22 protein-coding genes and 1 tRNA gene are annotated in these 25352 nt (G+C 69.3%); 7 read left to right on the top strand and 16 right to left on the bottom strand.

The annotated features are described in order from the left end of the window. Position 1: 1 nt before the first annotated feature. From ACFWFP_RS15505 to ACFWFP_RS15480, 6 genes are all read right to left on the bottom strand, one after another. On the bottom strand, positions 2-751 hold the full coding sequence (locus ACFWFP_RS15505) for an SDR family oxidoreductase (RefSeq protein ID WP_379295511.1): 750 nt from the start codon (positions 749-751) through the stop codon (positions 2-4). Between the two features lie 12 nt (positions 752-763). Continuing rightward, positions 764-1795, bottom strand: coding sequence for a phosphotransferase family protein (locus ACFWFP_RS15500; RefSeq protein ID WP_379295509.1), 1032 nt, complete (start codon positions 1793-1795; stop codon positions 764-766). Further along, positions 1788-2570, bottom strand: coding sequence for an SDR family oxidoreductase (locus ACFWFP_RS15495; RefSeq protein WP_379295507.1), 783 nt, complete (start codon positions 2568-2570; stop codon positions 1788-1790). Before ACFWFP_RS15495 ends, ACFWFP_RS15500 begins: the two co-directional genes overlap by 8 nt. Before the next feature lies 1 nt (position 2571). Then, positions 2572-3786 carry an acyl-CoA dehydrogenase family protein gene (locus ACFWFP_RS15490; protein WP_379295505.1) on the bottom strand — a complete coding sequence of 405 codons (1215 nt, stop codon included), beginning with the start codon at positions 3784-3786 and terminating at the stop codon, positions 2572-2574. Positions 3787-3801: 15 nt separating this feature from the next. Next, positions 3802-4623: an SDR family oxidoreductase gene (locus tag ACFWFP_RS15485; protein ID WP_379295503.1), complete on the bottom strand. Its 822-nt coding sequence runs from the start codon at positions 4621-4623 to the stop codon at positions 3802-3804. Between the two features lie 96 nt (positions 4624-4719). After that, positions 4720-7953, bottom strand: coding sequence for a carboxyl transferase domain-containing protein (locus ACFWFP_RS15480; RefSeq protein ID WP_379295501.1), 3234 nt, complete (start codon positions 7951-7953; stop codon positions 4720-4722). Positions 7954-8135: 182 nt separating this feature from the next. Between ACFWFP_RS15480 and ACFWFP_RS15475 the strand changes: the two genes are divergently transcribed. After that, positions 8136-8209: transfer RNA gene (locus tag ACFWFP_RS15475), tRNA-Asp, on the top strand. A 68-nt stretch (positions 8210-8277) separates the two neighbouring features. On the opposite strand, the gene ACFWFP_RS15470 is transcribed toward ACFWFP_RS15475, so the two are convergent. The 6 genes from ACFWFP_RS15470 to ACFWFP_RS15445 form a co-directional block, all read right to left on the bottom strand. Beyond that, complete coding sequence (locus ACFWFP_RS15470; RefSeq protein WP_379295499.1) at positions 8278-8712, bottom strand: DUF3995 domain-containing protein; 435 nt, start codon at positions 8710-8712, stop codon at positions 8278-8280. A gap of 79 nt (positions 8713-8791) precedes the next feature. Continuing rightward, entirely contained in the window at positions 8792-9472 is a 681-nt protein-coding gene (locus tag ACFWFP_RS15465) for a response regulator (protein ID WP_379295497.1), read from the bottom strand. After that, a complete protein-coding gene (locus tag ACFWFP_RS15460; protein WP_379295495.1) occupies positions 9466-10635 on the bottom strand; it encodes a sensor histidine kinase in 1170 nt (389 codons plus the stop codon). The genes ACFWFP_RS15465 and ACFWFP_RS15460 overlap by 7 nt, the downstream gene beginning before the upstream one ends. 25 nt (positions 10636-10660) lie before the next feature. Next, the gene (locus tag ACFWFP_RS15455; RefSeq protein ID WP_379295493.1) at positions 10661-11689 is read right to left on the bottom strand and encodes a hypothetical protein; all 1029 of its coding nucleotides are present in this window, start codon (positions 11687-11689) and stop codon (positions 10661-10663) included. Positions 11690-11698: 9 nt separating this feature from the next. Beyond that, the gene (locus tag ACFWFP_RS15450) at positions 11699-12988 is read right to left on the bottom strand and encodes a hypothetical protein (protein WP_379295491.1); all 1290 of its coding nucleotides are present in this window, start codon (positions 12986-12988) and stop codon (positions 11699-11701) included. Beyond that, positions 12985-13302, bottom strand: coding sequence for a hypothetical protein (locus ACFWFP_RS15445; RefSeq protein WP_379295489.1), 318 nt, complete (start codon positions 13300-13302; stop codon positions 12985-12987). The genes ACFWFP_RS15450 and ACFWFP_RS15445 overlap by 4 nt, the downstream gene beginning before the upstream one ends. Positions 13303-13514: 212 nt before the next feature. On the opposite strand from ACFWFP_RS15445, the gene ACFWFP_RS15440 reads away from it, so the two are divergent. Continuing rightward, complete coding sequence (locus ACFWFP_RS15440; protein WP_379295487.1) at positions 13515-14201, top strand: GAP family protein; 687 nt, start codon at positions 13515-13517, stop codon at positions 14199-14201. A gap of 123 nt (positions 14202-14324) precedes the next feature. After that, positions 14325-15044: a polyprenol monophosphomannose synthase gene (locus ACFWFP_RS15435; protein ID WP_228536832.1), complete on the top strand. Its 720-nt coding sequence runs from the start codon at positions 14325-14327 to the stop codon at positions 15042-15044. A 59-nt stretch (positions 15045-15103) separates the two neighbouring features. Here the strand turns inward: ACFWFP_RS15435 and ACFWFP_RS15430 are convergent, their stop codons facing one another. Further along, positions 15104-15538: a DUF6069 family protein gene (locus ACFWFP_RS15430; RefSeq protein WP_379295485.1), complete on the bottom strand. Its 435-nt coding sequence runs from the start codon at positions 15536-15538 to the stop codon at positions 15104-15106. A gap of 152 nt (positions 15539-15690) precedes the next feature. Between ACFWFP_RS15430 and ACFWFP_RS15425 the strand changes: the two genes are divergently transcribed. The 3 genes from ACFWFP_RS15425 to ACFWFP_RS15415 all read left to right on the top strand — a co-directional run bounded on the left by ACFWFP_RS15425 (position 15691) and on the right by ACFWFP_RS15415 (position 18092). Next, positions 15691-16239 carry a hypothetical protein gene (locus ACFWFP_RS15425; RefSeq protein WP_379295484.1) on the top strand — a complete coding sequence of 183 codons (549 nt, stop codon included), beginning with the start codon at positions 15691-15693 and terminating at the stop codon, positions 16237-16239. A 94-nt stretch (positions 16240-16333) separates the two neighbouring features. Beyond that, the gene (locus ACFWFP_RS15420) at positions 16334-16894 is read left to right on the top strand and encodes a copper chaperone PCu(A)C (protein ID WP_379295483.1); all 561 of its coding nucleotides are present in this window, start codon (positions 16334-16336) and stop codon (positions 16892-16894) included. Continuing rightward, on the top strand, positions 16887-18092 hold the full coding sequence (locus ACFWFP_RS15415; RefSeq protein ID WP_379295482.1) for a Dyp-type peroxidase: 1206 nt from the start codon (positions 16887-16889) through the stop codon (positions 18090-18092). Before ACFWFP_RS15420 ends, ACFWFP_RS15415 begins: the two co-directional genes overlap by 8 nt. Before the next feature lie 38 nt (positions 18093-18130). Here the strand turns inward: ACFWFP_RS15415 and ACFWFP_RS15410 are convergent, their stop codons facing one another. Next, a complete protein-coding gene (locus ACFWFP_RS15410) occupies positions 18131-19543 on the bottom strand; it encodes an HAD-IB family hydrolase (protein WP_379295480.1) in 1413 nt (470 codons plus the stop codon). Continuing rightward, positions 19543-21960, bottom strand: coding sequence for a glycerol-3-phosphate 1-O-acyltransferase (locus ACFWFP_RS15405; RefSeq protein ID WP_379295478.1), 2418 nt, complete (start codon positions 21958-21960; stop codon positions 19543-19545). The genes ACFWFP_RS15410 and ACFWFP_RS15405 overlap by 1 nt, the downstream gene beginning before the upstream one ends. 225 nt (positions 21961-22185) lie before the next feature. Here ACFWFP_RS15405 and ACFWFP_RS15400 point away from each other — a divergent pair, with 225 nt between their 5' ends. After that, positions 22186-23487, top strand: coding sequence for a salicylate synthase (locus ACFWFP_RS15400; protein ID WP_379295476.1), 1302 nt, complete (start codon positions 22186-22188; stop codon positions 23485-23487). A gap of 116 nt (positions 23488-23603) precedes the next feature. On the opposite strand, the gene ACFWFP_RS15395 is transcribed toward ACFWFP_RS15400, so the two are convergent. Continuing rightward, positions 23604-25241, bottom strand: coding sequence for a (2,3-dihydroxybenzoyl)adenylate synthase (locus tag ACFWFP_RS15395; RefSeq protein WP_379295474.1), 1638 nt, complete (start codon positions 25239-25241; stop codon positions 23604-23606). Positions 25242-25352 lie beyond the last annotated feature (111 nt).

Genomic DNA, 25352 nt, shown 5'->3' with positions numbered 1-25352 from the left:
ATCAGTCCTTCGGTCCGCCGGCGACATAGATGACCTGGCCGGAGACGAACCCCGCGCCCGCGCTGGCCAGGAACGACGCGGTGTGCGCGATGTCCTGGGGCGTCCCGGTCCGGTTGACCGGAATCTGCGCGGCCGAGACCCGCTTGAACTCCTCGAAGTCCATCCCGATCCGCGCGGCCGTCGCGGCGGTCATCTCGGTCTCGATGAAGCCGGGTGCGATGGCGTTGGCGGTGACGCCGAACTTGCCGAGTTCGAAGGCCAGGGTCTTGGTGAAGCCCTGCATCCCCGCCTTCGCGGCGGCGTAGTTGGCCTGGCCGCGATTGCCCAGCGCCGAGGTGCTCGACAGGTTGACCACGCGGCCGAAGCTCGCCTCGACCATGTGCTGCTGCACTGCGCGGGTCATCAGGAAGGCGCCGCGCAGGTGCACGTTCAGCACCGCGTCCCAGTCGTCGGTGGTCATCTTGAACAGCATGTTGTCGCGGATGATGCCCGCGTTGTTCACGAGCACGGTGGGTGCGCCGAGTTCGGCCCGCACGTGCTCGACGGCCGCGGCGACGGAGGCTTCGTCGGCCACATCGGCACCGACCGCGAGCGCGGTGCCGCCCGCCGTCTCGATGGCGTCGACCGTTGTCTGACAGCCTGATTCGTCGAGGTCGAGCACGGCGACGGCCATGCCGTCGGCGGCCAGCCGGATCGCGATGGCGGCGCCGATGCCGCGGGCAGCGCCGGTGACGATGGCGGTGCGAGTCATGTCTGCTCCTGTCTAGATCTGTTCGGTGACGTCGAGTGCCTTGTGCACGATCGCGTCGATCCGTTCGACGGTCGGGGTGCCCGCGGCTGCCCTGTTCTGCGGTGTGTCCCGCGCTCGGCGCAGCACGCCCTCGGCGATGACGGCGAGCTTCCACAGCCCGAAGGCGTGCCAGTAGCGCAGGGCGGCCGGGTCGCGCCCGGTCAGCGCGAGGTAGGCCGCCGACATCTGCGCGCGGTTCGGGAAACCGGGCAGCGCGGACGCGGGGAAGTCGCCGCCGATGGTCTCGCCCGGTTCCGCCCAGTAGGCGAGCAGGCTGCCCATGTCGGCCAGCGGGTCGCCGAGGGTGGACAGTTCCCAGTCCAGCGCGGCCACGACTTCGCCGGTGTCGTGCGCCGTGATCACGTTGCGCAGGTGGAAGTCGCCGTGCACGAGGGTGACTTCCCGCTGTTCCGGGATGGCGGCGGTCAGCCTGCGGGTGAGCTCGTCGAGCTCCGGCAGCTCCCGGGTCTTGGACTGCTCCCACTGCCCGCCCCACCGTTTGAGCTGGCGGGCGGCGTAGGGCTTGTGACTCGCCAGATCGGCGAGGCCGACGGCGGCCAGATCGACCGCGTGGATCTTCGCCAGCGTGCGCGGGAGCGACTCGGCGATGGCCTGACGACGCTGTGGGGTCAGCGCTTCCACGATCGCCATGGTGTCGACCACCTGCCCGTCGACGAATTCCATCAGCACCAGCGGTGCCTCGCACACCGCCGGATCGTCGACGGCACCGAGAATTCGCGGCGCGGGGACATCGGTGGATTCGAGCGCCGCCATGATCCTGGCCTCGCGCACCACATCGTGCGCGGAGGCGAGCAGGTGCCCCAGCGGCGGCCTGCGCAGCACCCACCGGCGGTCCGCGTCGTCGCGCACCAGGTAGGTCAGGTTCGATTGGCCGAGGCCGATCCGGTCGAAACGCAGTGGCGCGGTGTGCTCGACGCCGATCGTGGTGAACCATCGACCGACGGCGACCGGGTCGACGCCGACCACCTCGTGCACGTCAGGCACCGACCGGTGCTCCGTTGCGGAACGGGGCGACGTCGCCGAGCCGCTGGCCGCCGTCGATCACCATGGTCTCGCCGGTGATCCAGCTCGCCGCGTCGGAGACCAGGAAGGCCACCGCGGCGGCGACGTCGTCGGGCTCGCCGATCCGGTCCAGCGCGGTCGAGGCCGAGAGCTCCTGCTCCTGTTCCTGCCACAGCGCCTCGGCCAGCTTGGTCCGCACCACGCCCGGCGCGACCGCGTTGACGCGCACCTTCGGCGACAGTTCCATCGCCAGCTGCTTGGTCAGGTGGATCAGCGCCGCCTTCGACGCGTTGTACAGCCCGATGTTCGGCTCGAGGCTCAGCCCGCCGATGGAGGTGGTGTTGACCACGGCGCCGCCGTGCTCGCCCATCCAGGCGCGGGTCACCAGCGACGTCCACAGCACGGGAGCCCACAGATTCACGTCGAAGATCTTCGCGAAGCGGGCGTGATCCTGGTCGATCGTCGGACCGAACGCCGGGTTGGTGCCCGCGTTGTTGACCAGGATGTCGACGCTGCCGAACCGTTCGATGGTCAGCTCGACGCAGCGCCGTGCGGCGTCTTCGTCCACCACGTGCGCGCCGACGCCGATCGCGGTACCGGTGATCTGTGCCGCGGCCGCGTCAGCGGATTCCTGTGTGCGCGCGGTCAACACGACGTTCGCGCCCGCGGTGGCCAGCGCCTGGGCGATCGACAGTCCGATGCCGCGCGAGGCGCCGGTGACGATGGCGGTGCGGCCGGTGAGATCGAGTCCGGTCATCTCAGTTGCTCTCCTTGTACTTGCTCAGTTCCTGGCGTGCGATGGCACGCTTGTGTACTTCGTCGGGGCCGTCGGCGAGCCGGAGTGTGCGCAGGTGCGCCCAGGCGGCGGCGAGTGGGAAGTCGTCGGTGACACCGCCCGCCCCGTGCACCTGAATGGCCCGGTCGACAACGCGGAGCGCGATGTTGGGCGCGGCCACCTTGATGGCGGCGATCTCGGTGCGCGCGGCCTTGTTGCCGACCGTGTCCATCAGATGCGCGGCCTTGAGCGTGAGCAGCCGGATCATCTCGATGTCGATGCGCGACTCGGCGATCCAGTCCCTGATGTTGGCGTTGTCGGCGATGGGCCTGCCGAAGCTCACCCGTGACTGCGCGCGCTTGCACATCAGCTCCAGCGCGCGTTCGGCCATTCCGATGCTGCGCATGCAGTGGTGGATGCGGCCGGGACCGAGCCGGGCCTGGCTGATCGCGAAACCCTCGCCCTCGCCTTTGAGCACGTCGGTGGCGGGCACGCGCACGTCGGCGAAGTCGATTTCGGCGTGGCCTTCGCGTTCCTGGTAGCCGAACACCGGCAGCCCGCGCAGGATCGTGACGCCCGGTGCGTCGATCGGGACCACCATCATGGTCTGCTGCCGGTGCGGCGCCGCGGTGGGATCGGTCTTGCCCATCACGATCATCACGCGACAGTTCTTGTGCAAGGCGTTGGTGGCGAACCACTTTCGGCCGTTGAGGAGGTAGTCGTCGCCGTCGCGCACCATCGACAGTTCGATATTGGTGGCGTCGGAACTGGCCACCCGCGGTTCGGTCATCGCGAACGCCGACGCCATGGTGCCGTCGAGCAGGGGCTTCAGGTACTTCTCTTTGTGCTCCTCGGTGCCGAACAGCTCGAGCACTTCCATGTTGCCGGTGTCGGGGGCGTTGCAGTTGCAGGCCTCGGCGGCGAGGTGGCTGCGGCCCATGATCTCGGCCAGCGGCGCGTACTCGAGGTTGGTCAGTCCTGGCCCGCGGCCGGGGTGCGGGTGGAAGAGGTTCCACAGGCCGCGCCGTTTGGCCTCGGCTTTGAGCTCTTCGAGGACGGGCGGCTGGAAGTGGGGGTCGCCGGATTCGCGCATCTGCGCGTCGTAGACGGCTTCGGCCGGGTAGACGTGCGCGTCCATGAAGGCGAGCAGGTCGTCGGAGTACTTCTTCGCGCGATCACTCAGATCGAACAGTGACATGACATTCTCTCTCGCTCAGTGAGTTTCGGACAGCAGCGACGACTGGTAGCGACGCATGCCGTGCAGCCAGCGGTCGTAACCGGCGCCCTTGTGGCGGTACATGTCCAGCACCTGTGGATGCGGCAGGATCAGGAATTCCTCGGCGGCCATGGCCGCGAGCACGATGTCGGCCACGTCGGCGGGTTCGAGGACCTCGCCCGCCGAGACGACGGCGCGAGTCGCCGCGGCACCGAGCTCCTCGCCCGAATCCTGGCCCGCGTACAGCAGTTTCGTGTTGACGCCCATCGGGCACAGGCAACTGACGCGCACCCCCTGGTCGCCGTAGGTGACGCTGAGCCACTCGGCGAACCCGACGGCGGCGTGCTTGCTCACCGAGTAGGTGGCCGAACCGATCTGGGTGAGCAGTCCCGCGGCTGAGGCGGTGCTGACGAAGTAGCCCGCACCGCGTTCGACCCACTCGGGGACCAGCAGCCGTGCGGCGCGGATGTGGGCGCGCAGGTTCACGTCCAGCGAGCGGTCCCATTCGTCGTCGGTGACGTCGAGTCCGGTGGCGCCGACGATGCCCGCGTTGGCGAAGTACAGATCGACCGGCCCGAAGTGTCGCTGTGCCACCGCGATCAGACCGCGGATCTCCTCGGTGACGGCGGCATCGGCGCCGACGCCGACAGCAGCGCCGGGGTGTTCGGCATTGATCTGCTCCGACACCGCCAGCGCGGCGGGTTCGTCGAGGTCGGACACCACTATCTTGGCGCCCGCCGCGGCGAGTGCGGCGGCCAGCGCGGCGCCGATGCCCGCGCCGCCACCGGTCACGATGGCCACTTTGTCGGCAACTCTCACGAGAAATCCTTCCGTTCGTTTCTGAATGTATTGAAAGTTGACGTCAACTTCAAGTCTGTGCGCATGCCCGGTCGGTGGGACCGATCGGAGCGGGAATCAGGTGGTCGAGCTGCTCGGTGACCCTGCGCGCGCCCGGCTGTCGACGAGGGTGGCGATCCAGGTGCGGGTGTCGGCGGGGTCGATCACATCGTCGAGTTCGAAACCCGTCGCGGCGGTGAGGGCTTTGCCCTGCTGGTAGCCCATGGCGAGCAATTGCTGGAACAGCGTCTCGCGCTCGTCCGGATCCGCCACGGCGGCGAGCTCTTTGCTGAAGCCGAGCCGAACGGCGCCCTCCAGCCCCATGGGCCCGATCTCGCCGGTGGGCCAGGCGACGGTGAACCGCGGCGCGCGGAAGTGGCCCGCCGCCATCGCCATCGCGCCGAGTCCGTAGCCCTTGCGCAGGATGACGGTGCCGAACGGGACGCTCAGTTGCGCGCCGAGCACGAACAGCTTGCTGAACCGGCGCACCGTCGCGGTCTTCTCCGCCTCCGGGCCGACCATGAAACCCGGTGTGTCACACAGGGAGACGACCGGCAGCCCGAACGATTGGCACAGCGTGAGGAACTCGCCCATCTTGTCGGCCGCCTCGGCATCGATCGCGCCACCCAGATGGTGGCTGCTGTTGGCGATCAAGCCGAACGGTTCGCCGTGCACCCGCACCAGCGCGGTGACGACGCCGACCCCGTAGTCCGGCCGCAATTCGAGCACCGAGCCCACGTCGACGATCGCGTCGATGGCGTGATGGATGTCATAGGCGCGCAGCCGGTTCTCCGGCACCACGTGCCTGGCCAGCCGTGGATCCGGCGCCTCGAAATCCTCGACCCGGCCCTGGAAATAGCCGAGGTACCGCTTGGCCAGCGTTACCGCGTGCGCCTCGTCGTGGGCGACCAGGTCGACGACGCCGTTGCGTCGCTGCACGTCGATCGGGCCGATGTCCTCGGGGCGGTAGGCGCCGAGCCCGCCGCCCTCGATCATCGCCGGTCCGCCCATGCCGATATTGGCGTCCGGCGTCGCGATGATCACGTCGCAGACGCCGGCCAGGGCGGCGTTGCCCGCGAAGCAGCGACCCGAGACGATCGTCACCAGCGGCACCTTGCCGCGCAGGGCGCCGAGCGCGCGGAAGGTCGTCACGTCCAGGCCCGTGCCGGTCCAGTCGGTATCGCCCGGCCTGCCGCCGCCGCCCTCGGCGAACAGCACCACCGGAACCCGTTTGCGTTCGGCGAGTTCGAAGGCGCGGTCGGTCTTGGCGTGATTGTTCTTGCCCTGGGTGCCGGCGAGCACGGTGTAGTCGTAGGAGATCACCACCGCCTCGGCGTTGTCGAAGCGGTCGGCGCCGATGGTCGCCAAGCCGGTGACCAGGCCGTCGGCGGGGGTGTTGGCGATCAGGTCCGCTTCGGCGCGCCTGCTGCGCTGCGCGGCGAACGCGAGCGCGCCGTATTCGACGAAGCTGCCCTCGTCGACCAGGTCGGCGATGTTCTCCCTGGCGGTGCGGCGACCGAGCTTGTGCCGTGTGGCCACGGCCGCCGGGCGGGACTCGTCCAGCGTCACGAGGTGCCTGGCACGGATCTCGTCGACATCGGCGCGAGCGCGGCCGGGATCCAGATCGGCGTGTGCGCCGCCGTTTTCGTCCGCGCCGGTGCGGGCGATGACGACCAGTGGGTCGCCCGGTGCGACGACCTGGCCGGGGCGGACCAGCACTCGGACGGTCCTGACAGCATCGGGCGCGGTGATCACATGCTGCATCTTCATCGCCTCGAGCACGACGAGCTGACCGCCCGCGCCGACGTGGGCACCCTCGTCGGTCACCTCGACCACCGTGCCCGCGAGCTGAGCGCGCACGGCCTCCTGCCCTGGGTACAGCTCGATCGCGGTGACCGCGACCTCGGGCTGATCGGTCTGTGCCGCCGCGACCAGCTCGGTCAGCCGCTCGGTGAGGAATCCGGTGGTGGTGAGTCCCGTCTGGAAGGTGCTGTCGGCGAGGATCTCCCGAAGGAACGAGATGTTCGTACCGATGCCGGTCACGGTGAACTCGGCGAGTGCCGTCGCGGCCTTGCGGGCGGCGGCGGGGAAGGACTGCCCGCGGGTGCGGGTGATCACCTTGGCCAGGAGCGAGTCGTAGCGCGGGCTCGGAGTCAGTCCGGCGCGGCCGAAGGTGTCGACCCGCACGCCGGGACCGGTCGGCGGTGCGAAGGTGGTCAGGGTGCCCGCGGTCGGCACCGCCGCACCGTCGGCCGCCATCGTTTCCATGTTGACCCTGGCTTGGATCGCGATGCCGTCGGCGGTGGCCGGGTCGCCGGTGGATCCTGTTCCGGTGGAGACGATTCCACTCGGCAATCCCAGTTCACCGAACGGCGTGCCCTGGGCGATCGCGAGCTGCACGGCGACCAGATCCACGCCGGTCACCTCCTCGGTCACCGTGTGCTCCACCTGGATGCGCGGATTCACCTCGAGGAACACGAATTCGCCGTCGGAGACCAGGAATTCGACGGTGGCCAGCCCGCGATAGTCGACGTGGGCGCACAGCCGGGCCGCCGCTGTGTGGACTCGCCTGCGCAGGCTGTCCGAAAGACCCTGCGCGGGTGCGATCTCGAGCAGCTTCTGATGTCTGCGCTGGACGCTGCAATCGCGATCACCCAGCGCCAGTGCCGTGCCGCCGGTGGCGACGATCTGTACTTCGATGTGCCGGGCGTTCTCGAACAGCGTCTCGGCGAAGACCGCCGGATCGCCGAAACCGAGCTTCGCCTCCGCGGCACACTGCCGGTAGGCGTCGTCGATCTCCTCGGCGGTTCGCACCACCCGCATGCCACGGCCGCCGCCACCGGCCAGCGCCTTGATCATGATCGCGCCGGGATGCGCGCCGAAGAACGCGTGGACGTCCGCGACGGTGGTCGGGCCTTCGGTCGCGGGTAGGACGGGGACACCGGCGGCCACGGCGGTCGCGCGGGCAGCGGATTTGTCGCCGAACAGATCGAGCACCGACGGATCGGGCCCGACGAACGTGACGCCGTCGGCCGCGCACGCACGGGCGAATTCGGCGTTCTCGCTGAGGAATCCGTAGCCGGGATGGAGGTAGCCGGCGCCGGATTCCTTGGCGGCGGCCAGGATGGCGGCGTGGTCGAGGTAGGCCGCCGCGCCGGTGCCGGCCAACCGGATCGCCTCGCCCGCCGCGTGTACATCGGGATTGCCCGCGTCGTCTTCGGCGTACACCGCCACGGTGTCGATGCCGAGCTCAGCGGCGGTGCGCAGGACGCGCAGGGCGATCTCGCCGCGGTTGGCGATGAGCAGCTTCACTGATCGCCCCGGCGCGGCCCCGCGGTGTCGCTGCGCGCCGACCGGGCCCGCGCTTCGTTTGTGGTCACCGTCACAAGTGTTATTAATGTTGACGTCAATGTCAACACTTGATCAACCCGCTGACCTGTTCGGTTACCGAAACCGGCACCGACCGGGTAATATCCCCCGACGTAACGAAGCAAGGCCCTGTAGCGCAGTTGGTTAGCGCGCCGCCCTGTCACGGCGGAGGTCGCGGGTTCGAGTCCCGTCAGGGTCGCAACACCACGAAGTCCCCCACACCGATCCCGGTGCGGGGGACTTCGTCGTTTCAGCGGACTCGGGGCATCAAGACACGGCCACCACGGTGGTGAGGCCGCCGAGGACCAGGCACAGCGGCGCGTAGACGCGCCGGTTGAGCCGCCGGTAGACCGCCGGGGCATCCGCCGACCCGCTGCTCGGGTCGAACAGGCCCGATGCACCCCGGGCGAGCAAGATGCCCGCGACCGTCCACGCGGCGACCGTCACCATCCAGTCGGGAAACGGCGAGCCCCAGATCCCGGCGCGCAGCACAAGGACGTAGCCCGCGGCGGTCAGCGCGGCGGTGACGGCGAGGCAGGCGGGGACGAACCAGCGCCCCGGAGGTTCGTCGTGTGTCCACCCCATGGCGGCGTGCGCCAGGTCGAGGTGAGTTTTCCAGGGCCACGGGGAGACGGTCCACAGTGCGTGGAGCAGGCCGGCAGCGGTCAGCAGCACGGCGGTCGTGGCAGCGATAGCGCTCATGCTTCAACGATCGCGGGCGCGCCGACGATGTTCTTCGGCCGCTGGTCTCGATGTTCTCCTCCTCCAGGATGAGGAGAGCTCAACGCCTCGACGGCCCCACCAAACCGGTTTCGTAGGCGAGCACAACGGCCTGAACCCGGTCGCGCAGACCCAACTTGGCGAGCACGTGACCGACGTGGGTCTTGACCGTGGCCTCCGACAGGTGCAGGCGCGCGGCGATGTCGCGGTTGGTGTCGCCGGTGGCGATCTCGAGCAGGGTGCCGAATTCGCGCGGTGTCAGTGCGGCCCGAATGCGCACCGCGGCAGCGGAATTCGCACTCGGTGCGGCGGCGACATGGGCGATGAGGCGACGCGTCGTCGTCGGAGCGATCACGCCGTGCCCGGCATGGACCGTGCGGATCGCGTCGATGATCTCCTCTCCCCGTGCGTCTTTGAGCAGGAAGCCGCTGGCACCGGCGCGGATGGCCGGGAAGACGTAGTCGTCCAGGTCGAAGGTGGTCAGCGCGATCACGCGGCAGCGCGGTTGTTCGGCGGTGATCAGCGCGGTCGCCTCGATGCCGTCGAGCTTGGGCATGCGCAGATCCATCAGCACGACATCGACCCGGCGGGTGCGCACCGCCGCCACCGCCTCGTCGCCGTCGGCCGCCTCGCCGACCAGCTCCAGGTCGGGTTGGCTCTGCACCATCATGCGCAGGGCCGATCGCATCAGCTCCTGGTCGTCGACGATCAGGACTCGGACGGGCTCGGGGTCGCTCAGCACGGCACCCGCACCTCGACAGCCCAGCCGTCGCCGGTCGGCCCGGCGGACAACGTTCCGCCGACCGCGTCGACTCGTTCCCGCATGCCGATCAGCCCCTTGCCCGAGCCGGTCGCCGCCGTCGACGGGCCGGTATCGGTCACCCGCACCTCAATGTCGGCGCCGACCGTGGTCAGGCTGATCCGAGCTCGCGGCCGTCGGCCGGCGTGGCGGGTCACGTTGGTCAGTGCCTCCTGGACAACGCGGTAGATCGTGAGGCCGACCGCGGGCGTGGCTCGCAGCCGGTCGTCCATCGACAGCTCCACCTCGACGCCGGTCGCACGGACGCGCTCGACGAGCGCGGGCAGCTCGGCCAGCCCGGGTTGCGGCTGCGTCGACGCCGCGTCATCGCGGAGCACGCCGAGCAGACCGCGCATCTCGGTGAGCGCTTCGCGTCCCGCGTCGGCGATGGTGGTGAGGATTTCGGTGGCGCGTTCGGGCGAGTTCGGCACCACGAGCCGACCGGCCTCGGCGTGGCTGACCATCACCGCCAGGGAATGGGCGACGACATCGTGCATCTCGCGCGCGATCCGGCGACGTTCGTCGGCCGCGGCTTGTTCGGCGAGCTGCGAGGTCCACGCGGCCCGGGTGGCGCGGTAGCGGCCGAGCGCCCACGCGGCGGTGGTGCCACCGAACGCTGTGGTGGACAACAGCAGCCACCACGCCCACGCCTCGATGGGCGCGGCCGTGAATTCCCACAGCCTCGCCAACGTGAGCAGGCTGCCGGTCAGCCCCACGCCGAGCGCGACGGTCGGCCACGGTGGTGCCGTATGCGCGCTGACCGCGTACACCAGGGCGAAGAAGCACAGAATGCTCGGTAACAGGACCGGGCTGTAGCGGCTCGATTCCGAGAAGTCGGTGACACCGTCGATGTCGGGTGCGACTAGCAGTACCGCGCATCCGGCAACGCCGATCGCGAACGACGGAACCGGCCATCGGCGGGCGGTGGCGACGCAGACGTGCAGCGCGAGCAGCGAGCCGGTCAACGCGAGCGCCCACGGGGCAGGCACCCCGCTCACCCGAACCGATTGCAGACTCGCGGGCAGCAGCACCGCTGCCATGACCACGGCTAACGCCAGCTGTGCCCCATGCCCGAACAGCCGAGGACCGTCCCTCTGGATCGACACGAGCTCAATCTACGCGGGCCGGTGTTCAGATGCGGTGGTCGATGCTGGTGATGCGGTGGCGGCCGGGGGCCACCTCGGTAGTGCGCATGATCTGGTTGATTTTCTCGGTGGTGGCGTCGCCCGGCCATTTCTGGTGGATGGTGACGTTCCAGAGCGTGGGGTCGGCGGCGTCGGCTTTGGTGATGTGGACGCAGTATTTGACGTCGAGGGGCAGCGAGCCGATGCCTGCGGCCAGGGCGGAGGCATCGCCCACGTGGGCGTTGTCGGTGACGAAGGAACGGGCCTTGGCGGCGTCGCGGTCGACGTAATAGCTGTATTCGAAGCCGAGGATGGCGCCCTCGGGGCTGGCGGTGTCGCCGCGTTCGGCGCTGATGGTGATCGAGGGCGTGCGGAAGGACTCGCAGCCGGACAGGGCGTGGGCGGGTAGTGGGGGAACCACGGTGGAGGTGGTCGCCCGCGAGCCGGGCACGGCGGCCTGCGTGGTGGCACCCGTTTTCTCGGCGGGGCCGAGAAAGATGGTGGCGGCCACGCCGAGCACGACGACGAAGGCGAGCGCGCCGACCACGCCCTTGATCGCGGCGGCGGCTTTCGCCCGGCCGCCGCTGTCGTCGTAGCGTTCGTCGTCGAAGTTCTTGCGGGGGCGCCGGGCGATCTGGCCGCCGCCGCCGAAGTCCTTGAGTCGCGGTAGCACCGGCATCTCTACGTGGTCGCCGCTCTGTTCGGTGGCGGTGGTGGTGGCCCAGTCGTTCCAGTCGACATCGTCGCCGCGCTGTGTCTTCACCGGCGCGTCGCCGTCGTTCCAGTCGTTCCAGTCGCCGGTGAACCCGTCGTCGTCGGCGGGGTTTCGATATACCGGCTGAACGGGGGCGGGCTCGAACGGGTCGTTGTTGTCGAACGGTTCCGGGTCGGGTGGCGGCCAGGTCTCGGGGTTCGTGCCGATCGTCTGCGGCTCGGCCTCACGGCGCCGCCTACGTCGCCGTTTACCCTGCGGGCGACGGCGACCGGACGGCGTGGCGTCCGGCGACGTGAAGTAGGCACCGAACGGATTCTCCATCCGGGGGTCCTACGCCGGCGCCGGGACGACTCCCGGTTGACCGTGTTTGGGTGCGGCGGAGGGCTTTTCGGTCTCCTGATCCTGCTGCGGACGACTGCCGGGCGGAACCACCCCGCCTTGCATCGGCTGCTGGGCGGGCGCCGGCGTGCTCGGAGCCTGTTGGGGCTGTTCGGTTTTCGGCGCCTGGTTGGATGGGAACGGCGCGGACGGCGCGGGGGTGTCCGGCTTCGCCGACGCGCCACTGTCGTTGCCGGCCCCGGTGCTGGTGCCGCCGCCGGTGCTGGTGCCGCCGCCCAGACCGCCGAACAAGGTATTCGTGCCGGTGCCACCGCCATTGGTCGACGGTGAAGTGGGTGCGGTGCCCGCGGGAGTGGTGGCGGTGGTGCCCTCGGTGCCGGTGGCATTCGCGGCGAGAGTGTCGATTCCGGTCGTCGCCAGCTCGGAGCCCGCGTCGATCCCGTGCATCGCGACTTCGGCGATCTTGTCGATCAGGTGCGTCCCGAAGGTGACACCGGCGTCGATCGCCGCGGTTCCCAAGGACACCCCACCGTCGATCAGGGCCTCTTGCAACGCGATCTGCGCCGCTGTCGCCGGATCGATGTTGTCGTCGTCGTCATCCCACGACGAGTCGTCCCACGACGAGGTATCGGACCCGCCGGTGCCCAGCACATAGACACCGGGCGCCACCTCCGTCGCGCCGACCGGAACGGTCACCCCGTTGGTCCCGCCGAGATCGCTGGTGAGCCCCTTGGTGTCCCGCGTGTACCGGTCCATCTCGGTGCTGGCGTTGCCCACCACCCCGATCGCTTCCGAAATGGCCTCTTCGGCCAGCTCGACGATGGCGTCCAGGTTGTTCTCGTTCACCGCGGGCGCGGCCTTCTTCGCCTTGGCCCGGAAATCGGCGATGATCGCGTCGACCTTGGCGGCCGCGGTCGACTGGGTCGAATACGCCTGCCCGAGCAGGGAGCTCAAACTGGTCCCGCGATCGGCCGCGGCCGAGACCTCGGTCGCGGTCTGCCGCAGCGCGGGCGTCGCCGGTGCCGCGGTCTCGGTCGACTCGAGCGCGTACAGCCCGAGTCGATGCGGGTCTTCGGTGGCCGTGGTCGCGGCCGACGCCGACGTCAGCGCGGCGACCACGGACGCGTCGGGATCGGCGGAAGTGTTGCTGCCCAGCGAGCGACGCAACTCGAGCAACGGCACTTCGAGCAGCGCGATCACCGGCTCGATCTTCGCCTCGGCCTCGGCGGGGGTGATCGTGCTGACCGTGGTCTCGGTGACCAGCGACTTGGACCGCATCACGCCACCTCTCCTTCGGCTGCTCGCAGATCGCCCGCCACCCCGGTATCGATCCCGGTCACGCTGGCGCCGAAGCGATTCAAGATGTCCTGATAGGCGGTGACCAGATTGCCCGCCGTGCTCAGGGTCGACGCGTGGTCGCCCGCGGCCTGTGTCCAGGCGGCGGCGAATTCCCGCCCGAGCACCCCGAGCCCGGACAGGTCGACCCCGGCCGCGGTCGTCGTCTCTGTGGCCGCTGTGCCAAGAAGTTCGGAAACCCGAGCCGCCGCACGCTGATAAGCGTCGAGCGCTGACGGGTCGAATGACATTTCTGCCACGATGTCTGCCCCTTCACGATCGCGGATCCCGGCACGGCCGGTGCTGAAAAGCGTAACCACCGAGCGCCGTTTGCGGGGGAGTCCAGTCCAGATGGCAGGATCGATTTCGAGACCGCGCAGGTCAAGGACTTTCGCCGCGACGTTCGGCTGGTGCTGGTGTGACTGACGGGTCAGCGGCCGAAAGATGACCGGCGAGTAGGGTCAGCCACGTCATGGATGGGTATCGACTGTTGGCCCTGCTCGGGTTCGCTCTGCTCGACGCGCTCGACGTGCTGCTGGTGGCGATCACCACGGCGGTGGTCGCCGACGCCAGGCTGACCCGGCGTTCGCCGATGACGGGTGTGCTCAGCTTCCTCGGCGGCGTCTTCGCGATCTCCGTGGTCTTCGGCGTGTGCACCGTGCTCGGCATCGACTTCCTGGTCCGGCTCCTCGACTTCGAGCTGACTCCCACCCTGCGGTACTGGGGCGAGCTGGTGATCGGCCTGGTGCTGATCGCGGTCGCCGTGCTGCCGGTGGACACCACCGCGCCCACCGGTGGTCGCTGGGTCGAGCCCGTGCGCAAGCATCCGTGGCTGATGGGCGTGCTCGGGTTCACGCTGGGTCTGGCGAAGGTGCCGACCTCGGTGCCCTACCTCGCGGCCCTCGCGCTGTTGTCCGCACAGCGCCCGCTGCCGGTGGTGTGGCCGGTGATCGTGGCCGGCTATTGCGCGATCGCGCTGATCCTGCCGCTGGTCGTGCTCGCTGTGGCCATGCGGCGGACACCGCGCGCCCGGCGGGTATACCGCCTGCTCGTGCGGGGCATCACCCGGTTCGGGCCGCCGGTCATCAGGGTGCTTTTCGTCGTGTTCGGCATCGGATTGATCATCGACGCGCTGGTCCACGCGGGTCGGCTGTGGTGAGCGCCCGCACGGCCACTCAGGAAAGCGTCAGGACCATCGAGTACCGTCATAACGAATCGATGACATGCCCCGTGCCCGCATCCTGGGCCGCGGGGCTATCCAGGTGAGCAGGGAGGGCGACCCTTGAGGGTTACCGTTGTTGTGCCGACCTACAACGAGCGGGAAAATCTGCCGGTGGCGGTGGAGCGGCTGACGGCTCTGCCGGTGTCCGATCTGCACGTGCTGGTCGTAGATGACAATTCACCCGACGGCACGGGTGATGTCGCCGACAAACTGGCCGCTGAGCTGCCGAATGTGGTGAGCGTGCTGCACCGCACCGAGAAGGACGGCCTCGGCCGCGCCTACATCGCGGGCATCACCGCGGCGCTCGACGAGGGCGCCGACGTGGTGATCCAGATGGACGCCGATCTGTCGCACCCCGCCGAGGTGATCCCGTCGATGCTCGAGAAGCTGAGCTCCGACGACGTCGGTGTGGCGCTGGGGTCGCGCTATGTGCCCGGTGGTTCCACCGCCGCGGAGTGGAAGTGGTACCGCAAGGCGCTGTCGGCCTGGGCCAACTTCTATGTGAACCTGATCTTGCGCCTCGGTGTGAAGGACGCGACCGCCGGTTTCAAGGCTTGGAAGGCCGACACCCTGCGCGCGATCGACGTGGCCTCGATCCGCAGCAACGGCTATTCGTTCCAGGTCGAGATGAACTACCGCGCGATCAAGAAGGGCTACACGATCGCCGAGGTGCCGATCCGCTTCGAGGAGCGCACCGTCGGCGCGTCGAAGATGAGCCTGAAGGTGCAGCTCGAATCGGCGCTCATGCCGTGGAAGCTGCTGTTCGGCCGCTCGGTCTAGTACTCGGCACGCGAAAGGCCCCGCCGTTTTCCCGGCGGGGCCTTCGCTGTGTGTTCGGGTCACTGCGCGGTGATGCTGCGACGCACACCTTCCAGCGCGATCACCACGACCGGAACCAGCACCACGTGCATCACCGACAGGGCGATGGTGGAGGCGGTGTCGAAGTCCGTGGACACGGTCAGCGCGATGGTTCCGATCGACAGCACCGACCCGACCACGGCGGCGGTCCGCAGCACGCCGGTCCACACGTAGGACACCAGGACGGCGACGGTCAGTCCGATCAGCAGCGGCACGGCCGACATCATGATCACCCCGCCGGGCGCGACGCTGGCCTCCTTGCCCTGGTCGGTCATGATGAACGACCCGCCCGCCGCGGCGCCGATGGCCCAGACGATCAGGTTCAGCACCACCGCGGCGGCAGCGGCGCCCAGCACGGCCACGGGCCGGTTCAGTGCGGGAACGGAGTAGGTGGTGGGGGCGGTGGTGGTGGTCATGATGTTCTCCCTCATTCGGTGGTGAGACCATCATCAAACCCAAACTATAGTTAAGGTCAAGCCTTTCTTCGGAATTCGGGTGCGGCGCCGGTGAGATCCCGGTCATACGCCCTCATCTCGGCGTCTACGACACGTAGTCGTAGCATGGCGGCGTGCGTTCACCGAGGGATCACACCGCGCGCTTACGCGGCGCCGCGGTGGGTGCCGCCTCCGGTGCGGTCGCCGTGCTCGCGCACGGACTCGGTGGCGCTACCGCCTTTCCCGCCGGCTCGTCGATGGCTCTGCTGTTCGCCGCCTGCGCCCTGATCGGCGTCGTGGTCTGCGCGCTGCCACGCGGGAACAGTCCGGTGTCGACCATGGCCGTGCTCGCTGCCGGCCAGTGCGCCGGGCACACCGCGATGTCGCTGGGACATGTCCAGCACCATCCCCTTTCGGCCGCGATGGTGCTCGCGCACCTGGTCGCGATCCCGATCGGCGCGCTCGCGATTCGCGCCGCCGAAGTCGGGGTACGCCGGGCGATCACCAGCGTGCGTCAGCTGGTCCTCGTGTCGGGCGGGGTCGTGTGCCCGCACGCGCGTCCGATCCGGCTACCCGCCGTCGACGAGCGCGCGGTGCTCCGGCAACTCCTGCTGCGACCGGACATCGGGCTGCGTGGTCCGCCCGGGGTTGGCGCGACCGTACTCACCCCCGTTCCGGCGTAGCTCAACGCCGTCGAAATCCGCCGCCCGGTGGATGATTCGCTGTGCCGACAGGCCGGTCCGGGGTCCATTCCCTCCCGATGATCGGAGTTCTCCCATGTCCGCGTACACCCGTATGCACCTGCGTTCGCCCCGCGCCGCCCGCCGTCTCGGTGCCACGACGGCACTGTCGGTGCTCACCTTCTTCGCCACCGCCTGCTCGGGTTCGGAACCCGCACCCGCTGCCCCCGCGCCGGCGGGGGACCGGGTCACGATGAGCGACCAGTGGATCAAGGCCGCCGACTCCGGCATGTCCGCCGCCTTCGGCAACCTGCGCAACACCGGGGACGCGCCGGTGACCCTGGTCGCCGCGACCAGCCCGGCCTCGGACCGGGTCGAGATCCACGAGGTCGTGCCCGACAGCACCGGGGCCAAGACCATGCGCCCCAAGGAAGGCGGCATCACCATCCCGGCACACGGTGCGGTGACACTGAAGCCCGGCGCCGAACATCTGATGTTCATGGACCTGAAGCAGCCGCTGCGCACCGGCGCCGAAACCTCGCTCACTCTGACCTTCTCCGACGGCTCGAGCACCGTCGTCAGCGCCCAGGTGCGCGATTTCGCGGGCGGCAAGGAGAATTACACGCCGGGCGCCGAGAACCCGACCCACGGTGGCTGATCCGCATGCCGGGCTCTCCCGCCGCCGGTTGCTCGGCGGGGGAGCGGCGGCAGCGGGCGTCGTCGGCGCGGCCGGAATCGGTTGGGGCGCGGCCGGTCTCCGGGACCGGGACCGAGAACCCGGCGACGCGCTCGACGTGGTGCCGTTCTACGGCCCCCACCAGGCCGGCATCGAGACGACGCCACCCGGTCACGTGGCCTTCGCCGGTTTCGACCTCGCACCCGGCGCCGGGCGCGAGGACGTCATCGGTCTGCTCCGGATCTGGACCGACGACGCGTCGCGGCTCACCCAGGGCATTCCCGCGCTGGCCGACACCGAACCGGAACTCGCGGCCCGGCCCGCCCGGCTCACGGTCACGGTCGGTTTCGGCCCCGAGCTGTTCACCGCCACCGGTCTCACCGCACGACGACCGAGCTGGCTGCGGCAGCTGCCTGCGTTTCCCGTCGACCGGCTGGAGCCCGCCTACACCGGCGCGGACCTGGTTCTGCAGGTCTGCGCTCAGGAAGCGACGACGGTAGCGCACGCGGTGCGGGTGCTGTCCAAGCATGTGAAGTCGCTGGTGACAGTGCGGTGGGTGCAGCGCGGCTTCCGGGACGCGCCACGTGGCCAGACCATGCGCAACCTCATGGGCCAGGTCGACGGCACCGTCAACATCGCGCCGCGCACGGTCGATTTCGATCGTCTGGTGTGGGACGACGGCGCGTCGACGCCGTGGCTGACGGGCGGCACCTCGCTGGTACTGCGCCGGATCGCGATGGATCTAGACAGCTGGGACGAACTCGACGCCGACGGTCGAGAACTGACCGTCGGCCGAAAGGTCACCACCGGTGCGCCGCTCACCGGCACCGCCGAGCACGACGAACCCGATCTGGCGGCGGTCGACCGCAACGGCATTCCGGTGATCCCGCCGTCGTCGCATGTCGCCCGTGCCAGGCACACCCACGACGGTGAACGGTTCCTGCGGCGCGGATTCAACTACGACGAGGCGCCCGCGCCGGGGCAGCTGTCGAATTCGGGACTGCTGTTCGTTGCTTACCAGCGCGACGTCGACGCCCAGTTTCTGCCTGTGCAGCAGCGGCTGGCGGAGTTCGACGCGCTGAACGAATGGACGACACCGGTCGGCTCGGCTGTGTTCGCGATCCCGCCCGGCGTCCCCGCTGCCGGGAACTACCTCGGACAGCAGTTGTTCGAGAGCTGAGCGAGTCCGGCCGGGCGCACGCCGCGCCCGGCCGGATGTCAGTCGGGTTGCGGCCAGTTCAGCAGGGTGGTTTCGAACAGCTGCCGAACGCCTTCCACCTCGGCGTCCATGTCGGCCGGGTCCCAGCCGGAGACGTCGATCGGCGGCAGTACCGCCACGTCGACGATGCCGGAGCGGGCGATCGGTGAATCCCGCCAGGCGATCTCGCCCGCGTTGCGGACCACCACCGGAATCACCGGCACGCCCGCCTGGATGGCGATATGGAAGGCGCCTTTCTTGAACGGCCCGACGCCAGGGGTGAACGAGCGAGTTCCCTCCGGTGCGACCGCGATCGAGAGCCCGTCGCGCAGGGTCGACACCACCGGGGCGAGAGCGGCTTTCGCGCGCTCGGTATCGGTGCGGTCGATGAAGGTGACCCCGACGAATCGCATCAGCGGGCCGAACAGGGGGTGGTTGGCGAGTTCCTTCTTGCCGATGCCGGTCACCGCGCCGTCGAGGACCTTCGGGACGATGATCACGTCGAACTGGCTCTGATGGTTGAACAGGAACACCGCGGGTCTGGGCGCGCGGGCATTCTCGGCTCCGACCACGCGCAGTTGGACGTCGATCGCGCGCAGGGTGGCGGTGGTGGCGTCGTGCATGAGCGCGTCGGCCATCGTCTGGCGTTTGCCGGTGTGGGACTTGCGAAGTACGCCGATCAGCGCACCGCCGATGAGCCCGGCGAAGCCGGCTACGGTGCGCAGGTAGTCGACGGGGCGCGGGGCCCGGCGCAGGCGGAAGGTGAGGGTGGGCCAGTCGTTGCCGATGGCGACCGCGGCCAGAGCCGGGTCCGGGTCGATCACGGTCGGCCGGGCGGCGAGTTCCAGCAGGGGCAGATCGGTCACGCTGTCGGCGTAGGCGTAGCCGATCTCGAGGTTCGCAGCGAATTCGGCGACGGCCGTGGACTTTCCGCTGCGCCACAGCGGGGCGCCCGCCGTGTGGCCCGTGAGAACACCGTCCTGGACGGCGAGTTCCGTGCACAGCACGTTGTCGATGCCGAGCCGCTCGGCCGCGGGCCGGACCTGGAAACGGGTGAGCTCGCTGACCAAGATCACGGTGTGCCCGGCCAATTGGTGCGCGCGAACGAGCTGCCACGCCTCGGGAAACAGCCGCCCGTAGATCTCCTTGGCGAAGGCCTTGCGGCCCAGCTGCTCGAGCTCGGATTCCGCAGCGCCCGCCCAGTTCTGTTCCACGGCGTGCAGGAAGCGTCCGTAGTCACCGTCGGTGCCACCGCGCTGGATGCCGCCGAGCAGAGTGGCCAGGCGACCGTCGCCACGACGCAACACCTTGCGTGCCAGTCCACGTCGCGGCAGACCGTCGACGACGGTGCCACCGAAATCGAACACCGCGGCGACCTGCGCGCCCTGCGGACCCGACCGGATCGCGGCCACGGCTTCGGCGAGTGTGCTCATCAGTTCGTGTTCCTGTTCGACGGATCGAGCGAGGCCGCCCGGGCGATGCGATCTCCGAGATCGCGCAGCTGGTCGGCGAATTCCTGGCGCTTGCCGATCAATTCGGCTTCGGCGCCCGCGGCGGCGGGCGCGACGAGGCCGTGGTTGTCGGCCAGTTTCCACGCGCTGGTGAACAGTTCCGACGACACCGATTCCGGGCTGTGCAGCCGCTGCTGCAACAGCATCTGCTTGCCGACCGCCACGCACTCGTCGATGAACTCCTTGCGATCGATCGTCGCGTCGGCGGAGCGGGCGACCAGGCGCTCGGCCACCACCAGCTGCGCGTCGAAGAACGAGCGCAGTACCCGGTGGGCCATCACGAACCCGGATTCGGTGACAGCGCCGAGGAATTGGCGATCGAGCCGGTCGTCGGGGGTGTGCTCGTCCCATTCGGGCACGATGAGGCGCACCTCCTCGATGATCTGCTCGGCGAACTCCTGCCGTTCCGGGAAGAAGAATTCGAACTTGAGCAGATCGCGCAGCGCGAAGGCCGCCTTCCACGCCGCCCGCAGCGGGTCGTCGCCCGGCTGTTCCACGGCGGTCAGGGCGGCCAGCTCGAGGATGGCGCGGTTGACGAACCAGTGCACCGCGCTGTTGCGGTAGAACGCGGCCTCCAGGTGCGCGCCGGCTTCGATCGCGTAGACCGGTTCCAGCCCACCGCGATACACGGTGACCACGCCCGCCAGCGCGAGCTGCTCGAGCACCACTCGCAGGCCCTGTTCATCACGCAGCGTGGTGAGTTCGCCGCTGGGCAGGCCGCGGCCGGCGATGTAGCCGAGCACCGGATCCAGTACCGTGCGCACCTGGCCCAGCGTGAGCGCGCGCTCGTGCACGCCGAGCAGCGCCAGGGTGACCAGCGCGTTGACCGTGATCGGGGTGACCTCGTTGATGCCGACCGCGACGTCGAAAGCCAAGCGCTGCACCGCTTTGTGCTCGGCGTCGGCCAGCGTCGTCTCGTCGGGAACGCTGGCGGAACCGGTCTCGGTGTCGCGCAGCGGAATCGTCACCGGCCGCCGATCGAGCGGATCGCCGTACCCGCCCAGCCGCTCGCGCGCCGAAATGGCCTCGCCGAAGCGCACATAGACGCGTCCGGCCGAGTGTTGCTGGCTGCGAACATATCTCGCGAGCCACCCGATACCCTCCGGCTTCTTCTTGCCGCCGGCCTGTTCGCTGGCGATCGCGCCGAGCTCGTTGAGCCGCTCGTAGGTGATCGAGACCGGCACCAGCATCACATCCTCGACGCGCCGCGAACGCACCGCGGAGGCAAGGTAATTGAGCAGCCCGTAGCGCGGCGGGCGAAGCTTGCCCGTCCTGGTGCGACCGCCCTCGAAGTACCACTCCATATTGAATCGCTTGGCCAGCAGGTAGGCGAAGTACTCCTCGACGACCGCCTTGTAGACCTCGTCGTCGCCGAAGCTGCGCCGGATGAACACCGTGCCCGTGCGGCGCGCGATCGGTCCCATCGGCCAGAAGTTGAGGTTCGCGCCGCCGATCACATGGTTGGGCGGAAAGTCGTTGCGCGCCAGCACGTCACCGAGGACGAACGCGTCGACATAGGAGCGGTGCGAGGGCAGGAACACCAGCGGGTGCTTGCGGTTGAGTTTGCGCAAGGCGTCGAGGCCGCGCAGATCGGTGTCGACCTTCCAGGTCGAGGCGTGCACCGGTCGCATCGCCTGGGTGAACAGGTCCGAGACCAGCCGGCTCTGCGCGGCGACCAGTTCGCGCAGTGCCTTCTCCGCGTTGCGATACACCTGGTCGGGTTCGGCGCCGGTCTCGTCGGCGATGTAGTCGAGCTTGCGCTGGAATTCGGGCGAGTCGAGGATCTCCTCGGCCACCAGCTGGGGCACCTTGTACCGATCGCCGATCACGGTGCGTTCGGCGCGTTCGAGCGCGACCACGGCGGCGCGTACGACCGCGCGCGCGAACGGGTCCGCCGAGCCCGCGCGCAGCAGCGCCGCGGCTTCGGGATTGTTGGTGCGCAGCGCGCTGAGCCGGGCGGGCGCGCCGACCAGCACGCGGTGCCGGTCGGGTTCGGTGCGCAGCAGCCTGCGCTGGACGAGCCGATTGGGTTTGCGTGGATTGGTGAGCATCGCCAGATCGGCGAAGGTCACCCGGCGCACGCCGTCGCGTTCGGGCGGCAGCCACAGCACCCGGACGGGCACCACCAGCGGGTCGTCGTTGCGGCCTGCGAGTCGCCGGGTGATGGCCTTGGCGTCGAGGTCGAGCTGGGTCACCGGGGCCGTGGAATCGATCTCCCGGCCGAGACCACCCTGGGCGATCCAGTCGCCGATCACTGCGCGTTCGACGCCGGAGGTCGCGTCGACCAGGGCGACCACCGAGTCTGCCTGCGGGCCGCGCCGCCCACCTGTGTCGATCATTGCTCCATTCAAGCCGCAGATCTGGTTCGGCGCATCGAACTTGGTCCACAGCGCGTTGCGCGGCGCGCGCGCAGCAGTGCTGGCGGTTTGCTCGGTGGAGCGGGAGTGGCGAAGAATACCCAGTACGGGTCTGGTCAAACGGCGAGGTAATGCTAACCTAACCACGAAAAGTTAGGTCAGCTTTACCTTGGAGGATCGTTGTCGTCGACGGAACAACCCGTACGGGTGGAGTATGTGACCGACCCGGCGGCAGCGATGTCACGTCTGGCCGTGTCCGATCGATTCGGTGAGTACGTGATGTACGAGCGGCCCGGGGTGTGGGTGTTCGCCGCCGATCCGCTCGGCAGCGTGGAACTCGATGCCGGTGAGTTGCGCACTGTCTGGGAGGGTGAGACCACCGCTAGCGCCTGGACCGGTAGCCCCGCCACCGCCCTCGACACCGCGCTGGCCGGCCTGCCGCTCGACGGCCGCAACGCCTACGGCTGGATCGGTTTCGAATTCTGCGCCTACTCGCTGTCGGCGACCCACTATCTCAATCCGCTGACCTCGTTGGCGCACCTGATGATTCCGCGGATCGAGGTGCGCGTCGACGCCACCGGCGTGCGGATCAGCGGCGCCACCCCGAGCGAGGCGTGCGACATCCACGACCTGATCGCCGGCTCGCAGGGGGCCGATCTGCCCGCCCCGACGCCGGTCGACGTGCGATCCGACCCGACGAACTACGAAGAGCGCGTGGCCACGGCGGTCGCCGAAATCCGTTCCGGCAGCTACCAGAAGGTGATTCTGTCGCGCAAGGTCGAGCTGCCGTTCCCGGTGGACGTGCCGGCGACCTATCGCCTCGGCCGGGCCGGCAACACCCCCGCCCGCTCGTTCCTGCTGCGGCTGGGCGGGCTCGAAGCGGCCGGGTTCAGCCCCGAGCTGGTGGCCTCGGTCGACGACGATCGCATCGTCACCACCGAACCACTGGCGGGGACGCGGGCGTTCGGGCTCGGCGCCGAGGCCGACGATGCCGCCCGCGCCGACCTGCTCGCCGACCCCAAGGAGATCGTGGAGCACGCGATCTCGGTGCAGACCTCCTTCGCCGAGATCGCGGAGGTCGCCGTGCCCGGCACGCCCGCGGTCTCCGATTTCATGGCGGTGCGCGAGCGCGGCAGTGTGCAGCACCTGGCGTCCACGGTGCGCGGCACCCTGGCCCCCGACCGCACCGCGTGGGACGCGCTCGAGGTGCTGTTCCCGTCGGTGACCGCCTCCGGTATCCCCAAGCGCGCGGGCGTCGACTCGGTGTTCCGCAACGATCATGGTCCGCGTGGGCTGTACTCCGGTGCGGTGGTCTGCGTTTCGCCGACCGGTGCGCTCGAGGCGACGCTGGTGCTGCGGGCGATCTACCAGACCGGCGAAGGCGCGTGGTTGCGCGCTGGTGCCGGGATCGTGGGGCAGTCGCGTCCCGAGCGTGAGTTCGAGGAGACCTGCGAGAAGCTGGGCAGCGTGGCGCCTTACGTGGTCAAGGCTTATACCGCCTCTGCGTGACTTCTGCCGGCCGTGGGGTGCGTGAGGCTTGGGCGCCGGGCCGGCGGAATCGATCATGGGTAACTTGCCGGGCGTTCCCGGCGAGTTACCCATGATCGTGCGAAATCAGTTGTCACTCAGCCGTGCAGGGCGCGCAAGGCTTTCTTGTCGATCTTGCCGACCGCGGTGATCGGCAGGGCGTCCGCCTGCCGGACCAGGTCGGGGAGCTTGTAGGTGGCCAGGCCGCGTTCGGTGAGGAAGGTCTTGATCTCGCCGAGGGCGGGCAGCTCGCCGGTGACCACCAGGACCACACAGGCCTTTTCGCCCAGCGAGGCATCGGGCAGGCCGACCGCGGCGGCATGGCGGACAGCGGGGTGGGCGAGCAGGTGCTCCTCGAGTTCATCGCAGGAGATGTTCTCGCCGCCGCGGTTGATCACGTCCTTGATCCGGCCGCTCACCACGAGATGGCCGCTGGGCAGCTGGCGGACGAGGTCGCCGCTGCGGTAGAAGCCGTCGGGAGTGAAGGCGCGCGCATTGTGCTCGGGCGCACGGTAGTACCCGCGCAGCGTGTAGGGGCCGCGGGTGAGCAGTTCGCCCTCGTCGCCCTGGGCGACGTCGTTGCCGTCGGCGTCGACGACGCGCAGTTCGTCGGCGGGGCAGAGCGGGCGGCCCTGGGTGGTGTACACCAGCTCTTTGTCATCGTCGAGCCGGGTGTAGTTGAGCAGCCCCTCGGCCATCCCGAACACCTGCTGCAAGGTGCACCCCAGCGCGGGCTCGACATCGCGGGCGTTCACCTCGGCCAGTCGCGCGCCGCCCACCTGGAGCAAGCGCAACGAGCTCAGGTCGGCGTCTTCCCACTCCACTGCCGCACTCCACAATTGGGCCAGCGGCGGCACGACGCCGGTGACGCTCACCCGGTGCTTCTCGATCGCGGCGAAGGCGGCCTCGGGGCTGGGGTCGAGGGTGAAAGCGATGGCTCCGCCGGTCGCGACGGTGCCGAGGATGCCGGGGCACGCCAGCGGAAAGTTGTGGGCCGCGGGCAGTGTCGTGAGGTAGACGTCGTCGGGGGTGAGCTCGCAGACCCGCGCGCTGGCGGTCGCGTTGTAGACGTAGTCGTCGTGGGTGCGCGCGATCAGCTTCGGCAGGCCGGTGGTGCCACCGGAGACCAGCATCACCGCGATGTCGGACGGGTCGATCGCGGGCAGCGAATCACCGTCGCGCGCCACCGAATCCAGGGCGACGAACCCGGATGTCGCGCCGTCCTCGGTGCCCGGATCGCCTGCTACCAGCACGTGGCGCAGGCCCGGCACCGCCTGCCGCACGGTCGTGGCCAGCTCGCGGTAGTCGAAGTCGCCGAGGCGGTCGGGGATGAGATAGGCGACCGCTTCGGACAGTGCGGCCAGGTGCTCGATCTCGGCGCGGCGGTGCGCGGGCAAGGTGAGGACGGGGATGATTCCCGCGCGCAGCACGCCGAACAGGGCCGTCGCGAACTCGGGAATGTTCGGCAGTTGCACGATCACGCGATCACCGGGCTCGATGCCGAGGGCCAGCAGTCCGTGCGCCATCCGATCGGCGGCGGCGTCGAGTTCGGCGTAGGTCCGCGCACCGGCGTCGCTGAGCACCGCCGGACGCTGTGGCCGGTTCCGCGCGGTGTCGCGGAGGAGGTCGCCCAGGGTTCGTCCGGTCCAATAGCCCGCTGCCCGGTATTCCTGCGCGGCGGCTTCGGGGAAGGGGACGTAGCCCTCGCGGTGGCCGGTTGCCGATGTCGACGTCACGTCTGCCTCACTCGAGTCTCGCTACACTTGCAAAGGTTAGGCAACCCTATCTCAATGGAGTAGGCTGCCGCCGGGCAGTACCGAATCCGTCCAGGCTGGACGGCGAGCAAG

Source organism: Nocardia sp. NPDC060249 (genome assembly GCF_042728755.1).
GTDB lineage: Bacteria > Actinomycetota > Actinomycetes > Mycobacteriales > Mycobacteriaceae > Nocardia.
The sequence above is the reverse complement of the archived record's forward strand: the minus strand, read 5'-3'. Positions and strand labels throughout refer to the sequence as shown.

Bases quoted from the DNA above. Each gene is read 5' to 3' on its own strand.
- ACFWFP_RS15505 (WP_379295511.1), bottom strand. From the start codon at position 751: ATGACTCGCACCGCCATCGTCACCGGCGCTGCCCGCGGCATCGGCGCC.
- ACFWFP_RS15495 (WP_379295507.1), bottom strand. From the start codon at position 2,570: ATGACCGGACTCGATCTCACCGGCCGCACCGCCATCGTCACCGGCGCC.
- ACFWFP_RS15490 (WP_379295505.1), bottom strand. From the start codon at position 3,786: ATGTCACTGTTCGATCTGAGTGATCGCGCGAAGAAGTACTCCGACGAC.
- ACFWFP_RS15470 (WP_379295499.1), bottom strand. From the start codon at position 8,712: ATGAGCGCTATCGCTGCCACGACCGCCGTGCTGCTGACCGCTGCCGGC.
- ACFWFP_RS15455 (WP_379295493.1), bottom strand. From the start codon at position 11,689: ATGGAGAATCCGTTCGGTGCCTACTTCACGTCGCCGGACGCCACGCCG.
- ACFWFP_RS15440 (WP_379295487.1), top strand. From the start codon at position 13,515: ATGGATGGGTATCGACTGTTGGCCCTGCTCGGGTTCGCTCTGCTCGAC.
- ACFWFP_RS15430 (WP_379295485.1), bottom strand. From the start codon at position 15,538: ATGACCACCACCACCGCCCCCACCACCTACTCCGTTCCCGCACTGAAC.
- ACFWFP_RS15420 (WP_379295483.1), top strand. From the start codon at position 16,334: ATGTCCGCGTACACCCGTATGCACCTGCGTTCGCCCCGCGCCGCCCGC.
- ACFWFP_RS15410 (WP_379295480.1), bottom strand. From the start codon at position 19,543: ATGAGCACACTCGCCGAAGCCGTGGCCGCGATCCGGTCGGGTCCGCAG.
- ACFWFP_RS15405 (WP_379295478.1), bottom strand. From the start codon at position 21,960: ATGATCGACACAGGTGGGCGGCGCGGCCCGCAGGCAGACTCGGTGGTC.